Origin of the sequence: Escherichia sp. MOD1-EC5433 (genome assembly GCF_002966005.1) — a bacterium.
GTDB classification, from domain to species: Bacteria; Pseudomonadota; Gammaproteobacteria; order Enterobacterales; family Enterobacteriaceae; genus Escherichia; species Escherichia ruysiae.
In genome coordinates, this window is record NZ_PTRL01000004.1 from 396768 (window position 1) to 412465 (window position 15698).

The following is a 15698-nucleotide window of genomic DNA, read 5'->3' on the forward strand; positions in this document are numbered from 1 at the left end:
GACCAATCATCGTAATGAATACAAGAAGTGTGATATTATAACATTTCATGACTACTGCAAGACTAAAATTAACATGACAAGTCTGGTTTCCCTGGAAAATGTCTCGGTTTCTTTTGGCCAACGCCGCGTCCTCTCTGATGTGTCGCTGGAACTTAAACCTGGAAAAATTTTGACCTTACTTGGGCCGAACGGCGCAGGTAAGTCGACGCTGGTGCGGGTTGTGCTCGGGCTGGTAACACCAGATGAAGGTGTTATCAAGCGCCACGGAAAACTGCGTATCGGCTACGTGCCGCAAAAGCTCTATCTCGACACCACGTTGCCACTGACCGTAAACCGTTTTTTACGCTTACGCCCCGGTACATATAAAGAAGACATTCTGCCCGCACTGAAACGCGTTCAGGCCGGGCATCTGATTGACGCGCCAATGCAAAAGCTCTCTGGCGGCGAAACGCAGCGTGTACTGCTGGCGCGCGCGTTGTTAAATCAACCGCAATTATTAGTGCTGGATGAACCCACTCAAGGCGTGGATGTAAATGGTCAGGTTGCGTTGTACGACCTGATTGATCAACTGCGTCGCGAACTGGATTGTGGCGTATTAATGGTTTCTCACGATCTGCATCTGGTGATGGCAAAAACCGATGAAGTACTTTGCCTCAATCACCACATCTGTTGTTCCGGCACACCGGAAGTCGTTTCCCTGCATCCAGAATTTATTTCGATGTTTGGACCTCGCGGCGCTGAGCAGCTGGGTATATATCGCCATCATCATAATCACCGCCATGATTTACAGGGGCGGATTATTCTGCGTCGGGGAAATGATCGCTCATGATTGAATTATTATTTCCTGGTTGGTTAGCCGGGATCATGCTGGCCTGTGCTGCTGGTCCGCTGGGTTCGTTTGTTGTCTGGCGCCGTATGTCTTATTTCGGCGACACGCTGGCGCATGCATCTTTACTTGGCGTCGCGTTTGGCCTGCTACTGGATGTGAATCCTTTCTATGCAGTGATTGCGGTTACGCTGCTGCTGGCGGGCGGTCTGGTATGGCTGGAAAAGCGCCCACAACTGGCGATCGATACATTATTGGGAATTATGGCGCACAGTGCTTTGTCGCTGGGTCTGGTCGTCGTCAGCCTGATGTCTAACATTCGCGTTGACTTGATGGCATATCTGTTCGGTGATTTGCTGGCAGTGACGCCGGAAGATCTTATCTCCATTGCGATTGGCGTGGTCATCGTGGTGGCAATTCTGTTCTGGCAATGGCGCAATTTACTGTCGATGACGATTAGCCCGGATCTGGCGTTTGTCGATGGCGTAAAATTACAGCGCGTAAAATTATTGTTGATGCTGGTGACGGCATTGACGATTGGCGTGGCAATGAAATTTGTCGGCGCGTTGATTATTACCTCGCTGCTGATTATTCCTGCGGCTACTGCACGTCGTTTTGCCCGCACGCCGGAGCAGATGGCTGGTGTCGCGGTTTTGGTGGGGATGATTGCCGTAACTGGTGGTTTAACCTTTTCCGCGTTTTACGATACGCCAGCAGGCCCGTCGGTGGTGCTGTGTGCGGCGCTGTTGTTTATTATCAGTATGATGAAAAAGCAAGCCAACTAAATTGCGACTGGCACTATACAGTGCCAGTTTCATCGACCAGGTCACCGCATTACGAGTATCACCAAAAAACCATTCTGTAAGAACGAGCGACCAGAGAATGTTTATATGGTCTGCATAAAATCCATGTCCGCATTCGACAAATTAAACGACGATATTAAGAATTTTCCTTTGCAGTTATTTCTCCACGAAAAAGCGAAACCAGATCCACTAACCCGCGAAAAATATCATCGTTCTCTCGAAAAAACGTGAGTGAGCAGATAAGCAGTCTCTGGAAACTGGCAATAAATACAGGAATGTAGCACCGAGAAATAGGAGTATCAGTATAAGTTCGTAAGGTGTATGAATTGCAGCACATTTGCTCGCCGGGCATTAAGTGCAGGAGTAAATCCAATCTTCATTACTGCACAGAGGGGCATTTTTCTGTTCGCATTGGGGGCAAATAATAATGACAATCCCCTGGCAATTCTGGATGTAAATTTCAGTTCTGATGCACCAACAGTGCCCCGTTCAAAACGAGAAAGTAACCCCTTCTGTTTCAACTACTCACTGCGCCCAGTCCGGTTTATTGAGTATATGATCCTGCCAGTCGATCACTTCTGATTCTTTCACTGCAATATGACGTACAGAGATTCGCTCACCGTGCATTGCCGCTTTCGAACCAGTCATCAGCGGATGCCACTCTGGCAATGTCTTCCCTTCCGCCAGCAACCGATAAGCACAGGTCATCGGTAGCCATTCGAATGTTGGCAGGTTTTCGCGGGTTAATTTAATGCAGTCGGGTTCAAACTCGAAGCGGCGTTCGTAGTTCCGACATTGACAGGTTTTAATATTAAGCTGACGGCAAGCGACGTTAGTGAAGTAGATTTCGTCGGTGTCTTCATCCATCAGTTTATGCAGGCAGCACTGACCACAACCATCACACAACGACTCCCATTCTGCATCGCTCATTTCATCAAGGGTTTTACTTTGCCAGAAAGGTATATCGCTCATCAGGTGTTCCGCCATTACGTTAAAACGCACCTTATAACCAGTCTGGCACAGCGATGCAAGTTTTGCCGCCTCATTCAGGCGGCAAAAAAGTATTACAAAACGCGAGTTGTCAAAGAATGACCATCGAAAGTAACAGTCAGTTCATCGCCACTGTGTAGCGGGCCGACACCATCAGGCGTGCCTGTTAACACAACGTCACCTGCCTTGAGGGTAAAAAACTTGCTCATATAAGCAATCAGCGGAACGATTTTATGGATCATGTCCGCAGTCGTACCTTGTTGGCGTTGTTCGCCGTTTACGCTCAGCCCCAGCGATATATTTTGCGGATCGCCAGTGAACTCTGCGGCGGGAATAAACCCGGAAAGTGGACAAGAGTTATCAAACGCTTTGGCCTTTTCCCACGGCTGCCCGGCTTTCTTCATTTTTGCCTGAATATCACGTAATGTCAGATCGAGCGCCACGCCGTAACCCACAATAGCTTTTCGCACATGCTCTTCCGTGGCCTGACGTAGCGTCGCCCCAATCAACACAGCCAGTTCCACTTCATGATGAACCGCACCGAAATCTGAGGGGATAGCCAATGGCTGGCGCAGATCGCACAGTGCCGTTTCAGGTTTAATGAACAACACGGGCTCTTCAGGCACTTCACTCCCCATCTCTTTAATATGCCTGGCATAATTACTGCCAACACAAACTACTTTACTCACCGGATAATCCAGCAGCGCACCTTGCCAGTTGTGATGTTGATACATAACGCTCCTCTCACTTCATCGTGGATCTTAAAACCCGCTCCGACAAATATGATGCCACCGCCGGATATTGGTTATTTTTTAGTGCCGTCTGTATTTTTCGCCATCACAGAAAGATGTTGCTTCAGCAAATCCTCAGGAGGTGGTGGCAATTGAAGATAATAGCCATGCTCAGCTAAGGCCTGTTTAACTTTCTCAATATCGGCATTTACCAGTTTCTTTCTCCCATCCAATGGAAGAATCATCGCAAGTTGCGGTTGACCAAAACCTTTCATCAGCTCCTCTGGAACACGTGAAAAGTCGTCTTTTTTTTCAACATATAAATAGGTCTGGTCACGTTTACTACTTCGATAGATCACACAAAACATAATTTTACTCTGAATAAATGGGGGGGTGACTTGCCTCAATATAATCCAGACTATAACATGCCTTATAGTCTTCGTAATATCATCGCACGCTGATGATGATGGTAATTAGCTAATTGAGTAAGGCCAGGATGTCAAACACGCCAATCGAGCTTAAAGGTAGCAGCTTCACCTTATCTGTGGTTCATCTGCATGAGGCAGAACCTAAGGTTATTCATCAGGCGCTGGAAGACAAAATCGCTCAGGCTCCGGCATTTTTAAATCATGCTCCCATCGTACTCAATGTCAGTGGCCTCGAAGAACAGGTCAACTGGCCAGCAATGCACAAAGCTATCTCAGCAACAGGCTTGCGGATCATTGGTGTCAGTGGCTGCAAAAATGCGAAGCTGAAAGCTGAAATCGAAAAGATGGGGTTGCCAATCCTGACTGAAGGAAAGGAAAAAGCGCCACGTCCAGCACCGGCCCCCCAGGTTCCTGCGAAAAATACAACACCGGACACAAAAACGCGCTTAATAGATACCCCTGTACGTTCCGGTCAGCGCATTTATGCGCCACAATGTGATCTGATTGTTACAAGCCATGTTAGCGCAGGGGCAGAATTGATCGCAGATGGTAACATTCATGTCTATGGCATGATGCGCGGTCGTGCGCTAGCCGGGGCAAGTGGTGACCGGGAAGCACAAATATTTTGTACGAGTCTGATGGCAGAACTGGTATCTATCGCCGGTGAATACTGGCTGAGCGATAAAATCCCAGCAGAATTTTATGGCAAAGCGGCACGACTGCAATTAGTCGAAAACGCTTTGACCGTTCAATCGTTAAATTGATCCCTTTTTAACAAGGAATTTTTATGGCACGCATTATTGTTGTTACTTCGGGGAAAGGGGGCGTTGGAAAGACAACCTCCAGCGCGGCCATCGCCACTGGTTTGGCCCAGAAGGGAAAGAAAACTGTCGTGATCGATTTTGATATCGGCTTGCGTAATCTCGACCTGATTATGGGTTGCGAGCGCCGGGTCGTTTACGATTTCGTCAACGTCATTCAGGGCGATGCAACGCTAAATCAGGCGTTAATTAAGGATAAGCGTACTGATAATCTCTATATTCTCCCGGCATCGCAAACTCGCGATAAAGACGCCCTCACCCGCGAAGGGGTGGCCAAAGTTCTTGATGACCTGAAAGCGATGGACTTTGAGTTTATCGTTTGTGACTCACCGGCGGGTATTGAAACCGGTGCATTAATGGCTCTTTATTTCGCTGATGAGGCCATTATTACCACCAACCCGGAAGTCTCATCAGTTCGTGACTCTGACCGTATTTTAGGTATTCTGGCGTCGAAATCACGTCGCGCAGAAAACGGCGAAGAACCCATTAAAGAGCACCTGCTGTTAACGCGCTATAACCCTGGTCGCGTGCACAAAGGAGACATGTTGAGCATGGAAGACGTGCTGGAGATCCTGCGCATCAAGCTCGTCGGCGTGATCCCAGAGGATCAATCAGTATTGCGCGCCTCTAACCAGGGGGAACCGGTTATTCTCGATATCAACGCCGATGCGGGTAAAGCCTACGCTGATACCGTAGAACGTCTGTTGGGAGAAGAACGTCCTTTCCGCTTCATTGAAGAAGAGAAGAAAGGCTTCCTCAAACGCTTGTTCGGAGGATAAGTTATGGCATTACTCGATTTCTTTCTCTCACGGAAGAAAAACACGGCCAACATTGCAAAAGAACGGTTGCAAATTATTGTTGCTGAACGCCGTCGCAGCGATGCAGAACCACACTATCTGCCCCAGTTGCGTAAAGATATTCTTGAGGTCATTTGTAAATACGTACAAATCGATCCCGAGATGGTGACCGTACAGCTTGAGCAAAAAGATGGTGATATTTCCATTCTTGAGTTGAACGTGACCCTGCCGGAAGCAGAAGAGCTGAAATAAGCTGTATTAGCTCAGGTCCGATCTGACAGTTACCGGTTATTTATACAGGTATCTGTCAGATTACACCCTGGTTAAATTTTTCTCTTCCCTGGTTCGCTATTAAGTAATGTTGTCATCGGCGTCCAGGCACAGCCCCCTTCCCTCTGTTGAGTTCGCTCATTTGGTTGCTGCGTTGTTAGTACAGGAAATGGGAATTACCTCCTGTTTTGTATAAACGGTAACACTCCCCCTTCAAGCTTTAGCGTCAAATTAAGTCGCAACTAATTCACATTATCGCCACCACAATAAAATCACTGACATTACGTTTTCTGACAAATATTGTTCACATATAAATTACACAATAATATTGATATTTCAGATTGCCTTACCTTTGCAATGCAATGTTAACATTTGATGACATTTCTTGAATAAAATATTCAAAATCAATGAGTTAATTCTTATTTAAGATTATTCCCATTCAAGCAAAAAACATAACTCTTATTATACAAACCGCGCTCATTTTGAATGATCTGAATAATATCGAGCGTTCTTTAGTTAAGCTGCTCTTAATTGAAGACGAAATTATTGTGTGTGCAACTTACTTAATACCGGACATCTAAGTTGAAGAAAAAAACACTCGCCTTCGGGCTCATCTCAATATTACTCTGCTCCACGCCAGCCATGGCGGATATGAATCGCACCACTAAAGGCGCATTGTTAGGCGCAGGCGTAGGCTTACTGACTGGCAATGGTGTAAATGGCGTACTGAAAGGTGCTGCTGTAGGTGCAGGTGTTGGCGCAGTAACTGAAAAAGGTCGCGATGGTAAAAATGCCCGTAAAGGCGCAAAAGTAGGCGCGGCCGTTGGCGCAGTTACAGGCGTCCTGACCGGCAATGGTCTGGAAGGCGCGATTAAAGGTGCTGTGATTGGTGGTACAGGTGGTGCCATTCTGGGTAAAATGAAATAAGGTATGACGATGAAAAAATTTGCTTTACTGGCTGGACTGTTTGTTTTCGCACCAATGACCTGGGCGCAGGATTATAATATTAAGAACGGCCTGCCGGCAGAAACCTACATTACTTGCGCAGAAGCCAACGAAATGGCAAAAACTGACAGCGCACAGGTTGCAGATATCGTCGCGGTAATGGGTAATGCCAGCGTTACTAGCCGTGATTTAAAAATTGAGCAATCTCCAGAACTGAGTGCCAAAGTGGTAGAAAAACTGAATCAGGTTTGTGCTAAAGATCCGCAAATGCTGTTAATTACCGCAATTGATGACACCATGCGTGCCATCGGCAAAAAATAATAGTTAATGTAGTACCGCGCCGATTTATTCGACGCGGTATATTTTTAGCGGATGGATATGCTTATAAACAAAAATGAAGTGTTAGTATTTGGCTTTGGTTTATTCCGTCAGTTTTCACTGTATCAAAAACTATTTTACTGCAATCATATACGTATACACACTCCTCACCGCAGAGTAATTTCCCCAAAACTAAACCTGACCAGTTTTTCCAGTTTCAAAGATGAATCATCTACTGATTGGATTTATAAGCATTCCAGACTAAATATCCTGTAAGCCCAGAGTGTCAAAACTTATTGAAAAGAAGGATTAATGCTGATCCTTTTGGCTTACCAGCTTCTCTCTTAACCGGTTAAGCAAATTGATTACCAACCAAACCAGTGCATTGATTAAATTTATGGTAACAAGCACTTCTCCTAGCCAGATGCTGGGTTTGGCGACCAGGATAATCAGGATGGAGATCAGCATAAACGCAATGGAAAAGATGATATACAAAGAGAAATAATCCAGGCTATTACTTTTGTTCATGCTACTTACGGTGATCCTGACAAAATCTTCAGACAATTATAGCAAACAAAATAATGAACAATAGTAACAAGAAGCAACGAGCTAATTACCTGTCTACAATTGCACCATTTCATCGCCTTGCTGATCAATTTTCAGCCAAATATCATCATGCTATATCAATTAGTACAATATTCACTCAACAACCACTTTCACCTTCGGTTTTGACAGAATAATTTTGACGAGTTCAATATACGTCACCGGTTTATAGAAATAGTACCCTTGCTGGAACGTAATATTATTCTGGTTCAAATAGTCGAGCTGCTCCTTCGTCTCGACGCCTTCGGCGACAATACTGATAGAAAGTTTGCGCGCCAGATCCAGCACACAGTCCAGAATCCGGGTGGAATCAGGATCTGCATTGACCCGACCGACGAAACTGTGATCAATCTTAATATAATCGATGTGCAGATCATGGAGATAAGAAAGTCCTGAGTAGCCCGTACCAAAATCATCCAGCGCGATTACAAAACCATTTTCATGCAGAATGTTCAATCGCTGAACCAAATTTTCATCAACATGCAACGCTTCACGCTCGGTAACTTCAAGAACGAGATTCAAATCATGGCGAGTGAAGCTGTCGCGGTATGTCAGACATTCTTCAACAAATGTCGGCGAAATAATATGCGAGGCGCTAAAATTGATCCCAACATGAAATCCTTCCGGCAGTTTACTGGCGATCGCGTTCATTTGTGTGGCGACCTGACTCATCAAACTTTGAGTGAGCGGAACTATCAACCCTGATTTTTCAGCAAGTGGAATAAACGCTGCAGGTGAAATATATCCTCCACGTGGGTGTTTCCATCGGGCAAGGACTTCTACGCCGCGTAACGTCCCTTCCCGACCATTAACTACCGGTTGGTAAAAAGGCACAATCTCACCATTACTTATCGCTCTACGCAGAATCTCTTCAGGTGTGTCTATTTTATTGAAATATTTATCAAGTAAAAAGGCAGCGGAACAGGATATTAACAAGCTGAATATCAAAATACCCAAACCTTTGTCTATCATTCTGGTAAAGCTAAATAGTGGCGGCTGGTTATAGATAATACTGAAATGATATTCAGTGGAGTTAACCCGTCCAGAAAGTTGATGTCTGCCATTGAGAGTTGTCACATCTCCCGACGGCCCAATAATATTATCCCCCACGCGCAAACTATATTTCACCCCCTTCAACGGCACATGGAGCGCCCCACGGATATGCTGGTCGCTAATAGTCACCAGAATACGCGTCTCAGCGAACTGAATCTGATAGAGCAGAATGGGTAATCTATTTACAGTGTCAAGCGCCGGAGCCAACAGCAAATTACTGTCAGGTATCACAGGAATACGAGATAGCAGTACTCGATTACCCGGCAGCGATGTACACCAGACCGCACCTTGTTTGAGAATGATGATCGTCCGCAGATGGGGTTTCAGCGCGGCTTCTGTACCTAGCTGATATTGTTCATCCAGATCGCACCTCTTCCCTGCAATTTCCATTGCCGTTTGAGTCGCCTGTGACGCTTCCTCAAGAATATGATTAATGTTGTTGGCGGCGTACCTCGCCCCTGCAAGACTCTCTGCTTTTGCGGAATACCAGAGCTGAATATTCAAAATAGAGACGCCAGTAATAAACAGGCACACCGCAACGAGGATGGGGATAAGTGTATTGCGCATTCGCGTGTCCCAGGACCATTATTCTCTGTTCATTCGCTCAATCTGGCGTCTACAGAGAGCATGGTAGAGAGAATCAGAAATATCCACGTTCTTGATGAAATTTTACCCCACTATGCCGCAATACCTTCAATGTTGGATAAAAATCTCAAGTGCGCGTTAATTGATTGCCCCTAAGGCAGAGAAGACGTATTGAGCAACAAACCAGAACAAGAATATTGGGTAGGCAACGTTCTCTGTGTACTCATCCTTTAATACTTAACTATATCAATGAGTAAGGATATGCTGAACTGGTACAACGTCGATGGGGACAGTAAAGGTGATACCGAGGTAAGGCAGTGTAAATTGTTACTCTACGCGACCCAGCTTTTTCTTCAATAGCACACGGCACCTGCTCATAACAGACTGTATCCATCAATAGCGGCATCCAAAATCAGATCCATTACATACAGCAATGTCACTGGAATGAATGTGAAAAACCGAGAGCAGTGATATAAATTGTACAAGTCAAAACGTGTATTTTTTACATTTTTGAAAACCAGAAAAATAACTTTTTCTGATAACATCTATAACCAGTTAGAATTAGAAAGAGCGCGATAGATTCTTATTTAGCAAGTCAGGCTATAGAAACCATATAATGCGAACTCTGGTTACGTAAGACATTTTCTTCCCCCCCATGTTACAAATTGTAAAGATTAACTCTTCCTGATTGCATTCAACTTGTCTGGTCATATCTAAATAGATATGTAAAATTGATAACGGCTGGTAATCATTCAATACTCGCACTATAGAAAGTTCGCCAGCCTGCCGCAGGCACGCGCCTTTATACGTCGTGTCTGCGGTTTTGTTGTGATATTTATATAGAAGTACTGGTGAATTATGAGCAATCTGAATCCATGCATGGCGTGTGGTGCCTGTTGTGCATTTTTCCGCGTCTCTTTTTACTGGGCCGAAGCTGATGATGCAGGCGGAACCATACCGGCTCATCTTACTGAGCAGATATCCCCTTACCACCGATGTATGCGCGGTACTAACCAGAAGAACCCACGCTGTATTGCCCTGGCAGGAACGCCTGGAAAAAACGCCTGCTGCACAATATATAAAAACCGCTCATCCACATGTAGAGAATTCGCCATGTCAGGCGAGCATGGTGAAATTAATGAGGCATGTAATCGCGCCCGAGCTAAATATGGACTACCTCCAATTTAAATTTAATTAGCCCTGTACGATCGTCATCCTCAACAATATATCCAGGTAGTAAAACCAAATATGCCGCGACATTACTGTCGCGGTCAAACCATTAATAATAAACACAGAAGAAAACCAAAATAAATTATAAAACAGCTCATCAATAATTATTAAACATTGATGAAATTAAAGTACATCTGTAACATTATCATATTTTATTTTTCATAGACGATTTTTTCCGTGTTATGCTATAATATGGCGAATAAACACAGGTTATCAACTTGTCAGTAATGTAAATAAATTTCGAGGAGATCATTCCAGTGGGACGTAAATGGGCCAATATTGTTGCTAAAAAAACGGCTAAAGACGGTGCAACGTCTAAAATATATGCAAAATTCGGTGTGGAAATCTATGCTGCCGCTAAACAAGGTGAACCAGACCCAGAATTAAACACATCTTTAAAATTCGTTATTGAACGTGCGAAGCAGGCACAAGTTCCAAAACACGTTATTGATAAAGCCATTGATAAAGCCAAAGGTGGCGGAGATGAAACGTTCGTACAAGGACGTTATGAAGGCTTTGGACCAAATGGTTCAATGATTATCGCTGAAACGTTGACTTCAAATGTTAATCGTACAATTGCTAATATTCGCACAATTTTCAATAAAAAAGGCGGAAATATTGGAGCAGCAGGTTCTGTCAGCTATATGTTTGACAATACTGGTGTGATTGTATTTAAAGGAACAAATCCTGACCATATTTTTGAAATCTTGCTCGATGCCGAAGTAGATGTTCGTGATGTAACTGAAGAAGAAGGAAGCATCGTTATTTATACTGAACCTACAGATCTTCACAAAGGAATTGCAGCTCTGAAAGCTGCCGGCATTACTGAGTTTTCAACAACAGAATTAGAATTGATTGCTCAATCAGAAGTTGAACTTTCACCAGAAGATTTAGAAATCTTTGAAGGGCTTGTTGATGCCCTCGAAGATGATGATGATGTCCAAAAAGTTTATCATAACGTTGCCAATCTCTAATTATAAATATCCTCCGGCTATGCCGGAGGTTTTTCAGATGCGCCTATAAGGCTCTGTTTCCAGCCGCGCCCTAACTGGTGCATATGATCTAACATTTGCATTCAACTTCGTTACTTACGACCCGTAAACAAGCTGCCTGGATATGGGTTCAATAATTGTTCGCCAATTTTATCTTCTTCGAGCTGGTGCTTTATATATTCTTGTATCCTCGCTGTGTTCTTACCCAGCGTATCTAAATAATAACTTCTACACCAAAATTCCCTGTTCCTGTATTTGAATTTTAGATCTCTAAATGCTCATAGAGCATCAGACTGCGTTTACCCTTCAGACAGCCCATTAACCTCGATACGCTCATTTTCGACGGGATCTCCACATACACAGCATTCTGCTTTCGCATCGGCTAACTCCTTTATGTATTTCGCATCGAGTACAGCAACATCGCACTGGCACAGCTGCATATCAGTAAAGGAAATGTCCTCAGCTTCTGATACCTCTGATTATCGATATCACCCTGAAGAAGGGCTATTGAATAAATCAGATTGCAGTGAGCAACGAGGCTAACGTCAGCAAATAAAAAGGGCGCCTACTGGCAATCTTATGAATTCAACACATTACATATAGGTTCAGGTATTGCACAGTCCTGTACCTTGTAACTAATATCGAAAGGCAATAAAAATATCCGATATATAACTCATGATACTTGCCCATAAAAAAGCCCTTCCGGAGAAGGGCAGGTTTTTGTATGCGCAATGTTCCATCATCTGCATGGTGCCGGGTGCCTCCCGGTGAGTCCGGCATCAGCATCCGAACCCGCAATATTGCCGCTAAAGCCGAAGGATATTTGCAACCTTGCTGATATGCCCCTCCGCACAGGGGGATTCACCATGCAGGGATTTTTTAACAAATAAGAAAAATGGTATCAATACCATAATCTCGAAAATACATAATTTTATCAAATACAATTAATTTGTTATCGGAATATGATAATTACGGATTTTCCTGCATCCGAAACAACAAAATCCACTCAACGGCAGGTTTATACTATTTCGGCACAATATCAAAATTTGCTCAAATAAAGAAAAAGGAGTGATAGCGATCTGCTGTTCTCCCCTTCGCACAGAGGATTCACCATGCGATGATTTTTTAACATCAACGCATGGTACCGACTACCTGAATTGAACTGGTGCCCCATTGGTTACAAGTCAGTGACTCTGCCTGCTGAGCTAATGACTGTATGGTTGGTGGCCCTTGCTGGATTTGAACCAGCGACCTGGCGATTATGAGTCGCTCGCTCTCACCACTGAGCTAAAGGGCCAGAAAAACGAATTTACTCCCTTAGAAACATATATATACAGTCTACATTATCGCATTATAAATAAAAGAAAAATAAAAGTTGATATTTTCTTATCAAATAAAGGTATTAATCGTATTGTATATTTTGATGATTTATATCACCTTATAAAAACAAGTAAGGCTTTAACAATTATCAAAACAAAAATTTCATCATATTTTGAAACAAAAGGATTCAACAGATATATCTATCACCACGATAGACCACATATCAAAAACATTATAAAATATCTTAACTATGAAAAAAAATGTTTTTATAATATTTCTAAGCATTCTCTGTACAGGAGCCGTTGTGGAGCATCCTCACTTAGACAGTAGTGTCCCAATAAACGAAATAATCAATTGCCTTTCCAGGTCCATCCATGAAAGTGGTTATATAATGGATCTCAATGGCACCAGGCTGCCTATTAATGCAAAAGAATTCGCAACATACAAAATGTCAAACTTCTCTGGTTCATTCTGGATCGAATATTCAACAGAAGGAAGACCAATAAGGGAGACTGGTATAAAAGATGCTACACAGGAGAGTTATAAGGTTCTGAATGATGCATTGCGACTATGTAGTGAGACCCTGACAAGATATTGACGTTCACAATCAATGTGTTTACAGACCACACTATATATATCAACTAGTCAGTTTTCCGAAATTGCTGAGCATAAATCAAGGCTGAACATTTCATCTCCGACAGTCCGCTGGCGAAGATTTTTTCGGATTTACCTGTGAATTATCGATGCAAAAAACTGTATATCTGCGGGTTTGTATTAATATCCTAACACAGACATAAAAAGTCTATCATTGCGCTTAACTTATCACAGATACGGGAAAAGTAAGCTAAAGAAAAAGCGACAACGAATTGAAATGGAAAACGAGATATTTAAAAAGGCTACCGTGCTCTTGATGCGGCTCCCTTGAACAGTTCTCGATAATCGGGAAACTCAGGGCGTGTTATCCTGTAGTCACTCTCTGCCACGTGTTCAGGGTTCATCGCAGTAGCTACAAATACTAACCAGACGGCAGACGTGCCGTATTACGCAGTCAGGTACTTGAGCTACATGCCATCAGCCACAGTTCGGCCGGAGAAAAAAGCATCTCCACAATGAGTAGAACTGCTATCTGCCCACCAAACTATCAGAGGGTTTTGATAACCCTTAGCAAGCTAACAAAAAAACGGGCGTGTTATACGCCCGTTATAATATTTAACACATGTAGTGATTACATATTCTTGATGATCGCATCACCAAACTCTGAACATTTCAGCAGCTTAGCGCCTTCCATCAGACGTTCGAAGTCATAGGTTACGGTCTTCGCGTTGATTGCGCCTTCCATACCTTTAACAATCAGGTCAGCCGCTTCAGTCCAGCCCATATGGCGCAGCAGTATATAAAAACATTAAGTTCAATTCATTGATATTTAATGATAAAAATTATTTTATTGTCTTTTTATTAGCCAAAATCAACTTTATTCAACCGTTTGATTTCATTGACGTTCGTTTTTATTTTGGGGAAAGGTTTTATCTACCATTTATATCAAAATTACAAGCCTACATTTTATTAACATCTCAATACATGTGAGGCCTTGCAGACCTTTGTGAGGCCTTATGTGTCTCAGTTTTGTCCCTCTTTTTTGTACTAAAAAACATAGTAATTGAGGATAAACCTCATGCTATTTTCGCTTATATGCCTCTAAAGGCATGGCACTTAAATAGATAAAAGCACCACAAAATCATAAAAAAACCACACAGTAAAACCGCAATATGAAACAATAACAGATAATTAAACCAAAAACAGATAGCGCATTGTGATAATCATTCAATACTAAACAAAATATAAACAGTGGAGCAATATGTAATTGACTCATTAAGTTAGATATAAAAAATACATATTCAATCATTAAAACGATTGAATGGAGAACTTTTATGCGGGCGAAACTTCTGGGAATAGTCCTGACAACCCCTATTGCGATCAACTCTTTTGCTTCTACCGAGACTTTATCGTTTACTCCTGACAACATAAATGCGGACATTAGTCTTGGAACTCTGAGCGGAAAAACAAAAGAGCGTGTTTATCTAGCCGAAGAAGGAAGCCGAAAAGTCAGTCAACTTGACTGGAAATTCAATAACGCTGCAATTATTAAAGGTGCAATTAATTGGGATTTGATGCCTCAGATATCTATCGGGGCTGCTGGTTGGACAACACTCGGCAGCCGAGGTGGCAATATGGTCGATCAGGACTGGATGGATTCCAGTAACCCCGGAACCTGGACGGATGAAAGTAGACATCCTGATACACAACTCAATTATGCCAACGAATTTGATCTGAATATCAAAGGCTGGCTCCTCAACGAACCCAATTACCGCCTGGGACTCATGGCCGGATATCAGGAAAGCCGTTATAGCTTTACAGCCAGAGGTGGTTCCTATATCTACAGTTCTGAGGAGGGATTCAGAGATGATATCGGCTCCTTCCCGAATGGAGAAAGAGCAATCGGCTACAAACAACGTTTTAAAATGCCCTACATTGGCTTGACTGGAAGTTATCGTTATGAAGATTTTGAGCTAGGTGGCACATTTAAATACAGCGGCTGGGTGGAATCATCTGATAACGATGAACACTATGACCCGGGAAAAAGAATCACTTATCGCAGTAAGGTCAAAGACCAAAATTACTATTCTGTTGCAGTCAATGCAGGTTATTACGTCACACCTAACGCAAAAGTTTATGTTGAAGGCGCATGGAATCGGGTTACGAATAAAAAAGGTAATACTTCACTTTATGATCACAATAATAACACTTCAGACTACAGCAAAAATGGAGCAGGCATAGAAAACTATAACTTCATCACTACTGCTGGTCTTAAGTACACATTTTAAGAACGCCAACTAAAATTTCCCCGAGGTGAAAATCGCCCCGGGGAATAACTAGCCATTTCAATGTAACAATTAACCCTTAAAATAAACCCAGAAGGTTATTAACT

General features: G+C 43.2%; 16 protein-coding genes, 1 tRNA gene and 4 pseudogenes. 12 read left to right on the plus strand and 9 right to left on the minus strand.

Going from position 1 to position 15698, the window contains the following annotated elements; all coding sequences use genetic code 11:
- The first annotated feature begins 73 nt into the window (after positions 1–73).
- Both znuC and znuB read left to right on the plus strand, forming a co-directional pair.
- A complete protein-coding gene (gene znuC, locus C3D30_RS11240) occupies positions 74–829 on the plus strand; it encodes a zinc ABC transporter ATP-binding protein ZnuC (protein WP_000202981.1) in 756 nt (251 codons plus the stop codon).
- Positions 826–1611 carry a zinc ABC transporter permease subunit ZnuB gene (gene znuB, locus C3D30_RS11245; RefSeq protein ID WP_000571472.1) on the plus strand — a complete coding sequence of 262 codons (786 nt, stop codon included), beginning with the start codon at positions 826–828 and terminating at the stop codon, positions 1609–1611. Before znuC ends, znuB begins: the two co-directional genes overlap by 4 nt.
- 543 nt (positions 1612–2154) lie before the next feature.
- Here the strand turns inward: znuB and ycgN are convergent.
- From ycgN to C3D30_RS11260, 3 genes are all read right to left on the minus strand, one after another.
- On the minus strand, positions 2155–2601 hold the full coding sequence (gene ycgN / locus C3D30_RS11250; RefSeq protein ID WP_016231670.1) for a cysteine cluster protein YcgN: 447 nt from the start codon (positions 2599–2601) through the stop codon (positions 2155–2157).
- A 92-nt stretch (positions 2602–2693) separates the two neighbouring features.
- Positions 2694–3353, minus strand: coding sequence for a fumarylacetoacetate hydrolase family protein (locus C3D30_RS11255; RefSeq protein WP_000284294.1), 660 nt, complete (start codon positions 3351–3353; stop codon positions 2694–2696).
- A 71-nt stretch (positions 3354–3424) separates the two neighbouring features.
- Entirely contained in the window at positions 3425–3718 is a 294-nt protein-coding gene (locus tag C3D30_RS11260; protein WP_021550642.1) for a YcgL domain-containing protein, read from the minus strand.
- A 128-nt stretch (positions 3719–3846) separates the two neighbouring features.
- Here C3D30_RS11260 and minC point away from each other — a divergent pair, with 128 nt between their 5' ends.
- The 6 genes from minC to C3D30_RS11285 all read left to right on the plus strand — a co-directional run bounded on the left by minC (position 3847) and on the right by C3D30_RS11285 (position 6932).
- Positions 3847–4542, plus strand: a complete 696-nt coding sequence (gene minC, locus C3D30_RS11265; RefSeq protein WP_010345785.1) for a septum site-determining protein MinC — start codon at positions 3847–3849, stop codon at positions 4540–4542.
- Positions 4543–4565: 23 nt separating this feature from the next.
- Positions 4566–5378 carry a septum site-determining protein MinD gene (minD, locus tag C3D30_RS11270; RefSeq protein ID WP_000101043.1) on the plus strand — a complete coding sequence of 271 codons (813 nt, stop codon included), beginning with the start codon at positions 4566–4568 and terminating at the stop codon, positions 5376–5378.
- 3 nt (positions 5379–5381) lie between these two features.
- Positions 5382–5648, plus strand: coding sequence for a cell division topological specificity factor MinE (minE, locus tag C3D30_RS11275; RefSeq protein WP_001185665.1), 267 nt, complete (start codon positions 5382–5384; stop codon positions 5646–5648).
- Positions 5649–6094: 446 nt separating this feature from the next.
- The gene (locus C3D30_RS20840) at positions 6095–6247 is read left to right on the plus strand and encodes a hypothetical protein (RefSeq protein WP_370906317.1); all 153 of its coding nucleotides are present in this window, start codon (positions 6095–6097) and stop codon (positions 6245–6247) included.
- Position 6248: 1 nt separating this feature from the next.
- A complete protein-coding gene (locus tag C3D30_RS11280; RefSeq protein ID WP_000730702.1) occupies positions 6249–6593 on the plus strand; it encodes a YMGG-like glycine zipper-containing protein in 345 nt (114 codons plus the stop codon).
- Between the two features lie 3 nt (positions 6594–6596).
- The gene (locus C3D30_RS11285) at positions 6597–6932 is read left to right on the plus strand and encodes a YmgD family protein (RefSeq protein ID WP_000178040.1); all 336 of its coding nucleotides are present in this window, start codon (positions 6597–6599) and stop codon (positions 6930–6932) included.
- Between the two features lie 306 nt (positions 6933–7238).
- On the opposite strand, the gene ymgF is transcribed toward C3D30_RS11285, so the two are convergent.
- Both ymgF and pdeG read right to left on the minus strand, forming a co-directional pair.
- Positions 7239–7457: a cell division-associated protein YmgF gene (gene ymgF, locus C3D30_RS11290; protein ID WP_105286892.1), complete on the minus strand. Its 219-nt coding sequence runs from the start codon at positions 7455–7457 to the stop codon at positions 7239–7241.
- 171 nt (positions 7458–7628) lie between these two features.
- Positions 7629–9152, minus strand: coding sequence for a cyclic di-3',5'-guanosine monophosphate phosphodiesterase PdeG (pdeG, locus tag C3D30_RS11295; RefSeq protein ID WP_105286893.1), 1524 nt, complete (start codon positions 9150–9152; stop codon positions 7629–7631).
- Positions 9153–10028: 876 nt separating this feature from the next.
- Here pdeG and C3D30_RS11305 point away from each other — a divergent pair.
- Both C3D30_RS11305 and C3D30_RS11310 read left to right on the plus strand, forming a co-directional pair.
- The gene (locus C3D30_RS11305) at positions 10029–10358 is read left to right on the plus strand and encodes a YkgJ family cysteine cluster protein (RefSeq protein ID WP_010345776.1); all 330 of its coding nucleotides are present in this window, start codon (positions 10029–10031) and stop codon (positions 10356–10358) included.
- 299 nt (positions 10359–10657) lie between these two features.
- Positions 10658–11374 carry a YebC/PmpR family DNA-binding transcriptional regulator gene (locus tag C3D30_RS11310; protein ID WP_000532905.1) on the plus strand — a complete coding sequence of 239 codons (717 nt, stop codon included), beginning with the start codon at positions 10658–10660 and terminating at the stop codon, positions 11372–11374.
- Positions 11375–11484: 110 nt separating this feature from the next.
- On the opposite strand, the pseudogene C3D30_RS11315 reads toward C3D30_RS11310, so the two are convergent.
- The 3 genes and pseudogenes from C3D30_RS11315 to C3D30_RS11325 form a co-directional block, all read right to left on the minus strand.
- Positions 11485–11747 (minus strand): annotated as a pseudogene (locus tag C3D30_RS11315) (transposase); the annotation flags it as partial.
- A 10-nt stretch (positions 11748–11757) separates the two neighbouring features.
- Positions 11758–11844, minus strand: a pseudogene (locus C3D30_RS20845) (lysis protein); the annotation flags it as partial.
- Between the two features lie 769 nt (positions 11845–12613).
- A tRNA-Ile gene (locus tag C3D30_RS11325) sits at positions 12614–12689 on the minus strand.
- Between the two features lie 864 nt (positions 12690–13553).
- On the opposite strand from C3D30_RS11325, the pseudogene C3D30_RS11335 reads away from it, so the two are divergent.
- Positions 13554–13827, plus strand: a pseudogene (locus C3D30_RS11335) (IS3 family transposase); the annotation flags it as partial.
- 110 nt (positions 13828–13937) lie between these two features.
- On the opposite strand, the pseudogene C3D30_RS11340 reads toward C3D30_RS11335, so the two are convergent.
- Positions 13938–14105 (minus strand): annotated as a pseudogene (locus tag C3D30_RS11340) (isocitrate/isopropylmalate family dehydrogenase); the annotation flags it as partial.
- Between the two features lie 535 nt (positions 14106–14640).
- On the opposite strand from C3D30_RS11340, the gene ompT reads away from it, so the two are divergent.
- On the plus strand, positions 14641–15594 hold the full coding sequence (ompT, locus tag C3D30_RS11345) for an omptin family outer membrane protease OmpT (protein ID WP_001201818.1): 954 nt from the start codon (positions 14641–14643) through the stop codon (positions 15592–15594).
- Positions 15595–15698 lie beyond the last annotated feature (104 nt).

What these genes read in the sequence shown, in the direction of transcription:
- minE (WP_001185665.1), top strand. Translation starts at nt 5,382, where the DNA reads ATGGCATTACTCGATTTCTTTCTCTCACGGAAGAAAAACACGGCCAAC.
- ompT (WP_001201818.1), top strand. Translation starts at nt 14,641, where the DNA reads ATGCGGGCGAAACTTCTGGGAATAGTCCTGACAACCCCTATTGCGATC.
- C3D30_RS11255 (WP_000284294.1), bottom strand. Translation starts at nt 3,353, where the DNA reads ATGTATCAACATCACAACTGGCAAGGTGCGCTGCTGGATTATCCGGTG.
- C3D30_RS11285 (WP_000178040.1), top strand. Translation starts at nt 6,597, where the DNA reads ATGACGATGAAAAAATTTGCTTTACTGGCTGGACTGTTTGTTTTCGCA.
- C3D30_RS11305 (WP_010345776.1), top strand. Translation starts at nt 10,029, where the DNA reads ATGAGCAATCTGAATCCATGCATGGCGTGTGGTGCCTGTTGTGCATTT.
- minC (WP_010345785.1), top strand. Translation starts at nt 3,847, where the DNA reads ATGTCAAACACGCCAATCGAGCTTAAAGGTAGCAGCTTCACCTTATCT.
- ycgN (WP_016231670.1), bottom strand. Translation starts at nt 2,601, where the DNA reads ATGAGCGATATACCTTTCTGGCAAAGTAAAACCCTTGATGAAATGAGC.
- znuB (WP_000571472.1), top strand. Translation starts at nt 826, where the DNA reads ATGATTGAATTATTATTTCCTGGTTGGTTAGCCGGGATCATGCTGGCC.
- ymgF (WP_105286892.1), bottom strand. Translation starts at nt 7,457, where the DNA reads ATGAACAAAAGTAATAGCCTGGATTATTTCTCTTTGTATATCATCTTT.
- pdeG (WP_105286893.1), bottom strand. Translation starts at nt 9,152, where the DNA reads ATGCGCAATACACTTATCCCCATCCTCGTTGCGGTGTGCCTGTTTATT.
- znuC (WP_000202981.1), top strand. Translation starts at nt 74, where the DNA reads ATGACAAGTCTGGTTTCCCTGGAAAATGTCTCGGTTTCTTTTGGCCAA.
- C3D30_RS11260 (WP_021550642.1), bottom strand. Translation starts at nt 3,718, where the DNA reads ATGTTTTGTGTGATCTATCGAAGTAGTAAACGTGACCAGACCTATTTA.
- minD (WP_000101043.1), top strand. Translation starts at nt 4,566, where the DNA reads ATGGCACGCATTATTGTTGTTACTTCGGGGAAAGGGGGCGTTGGAAAG.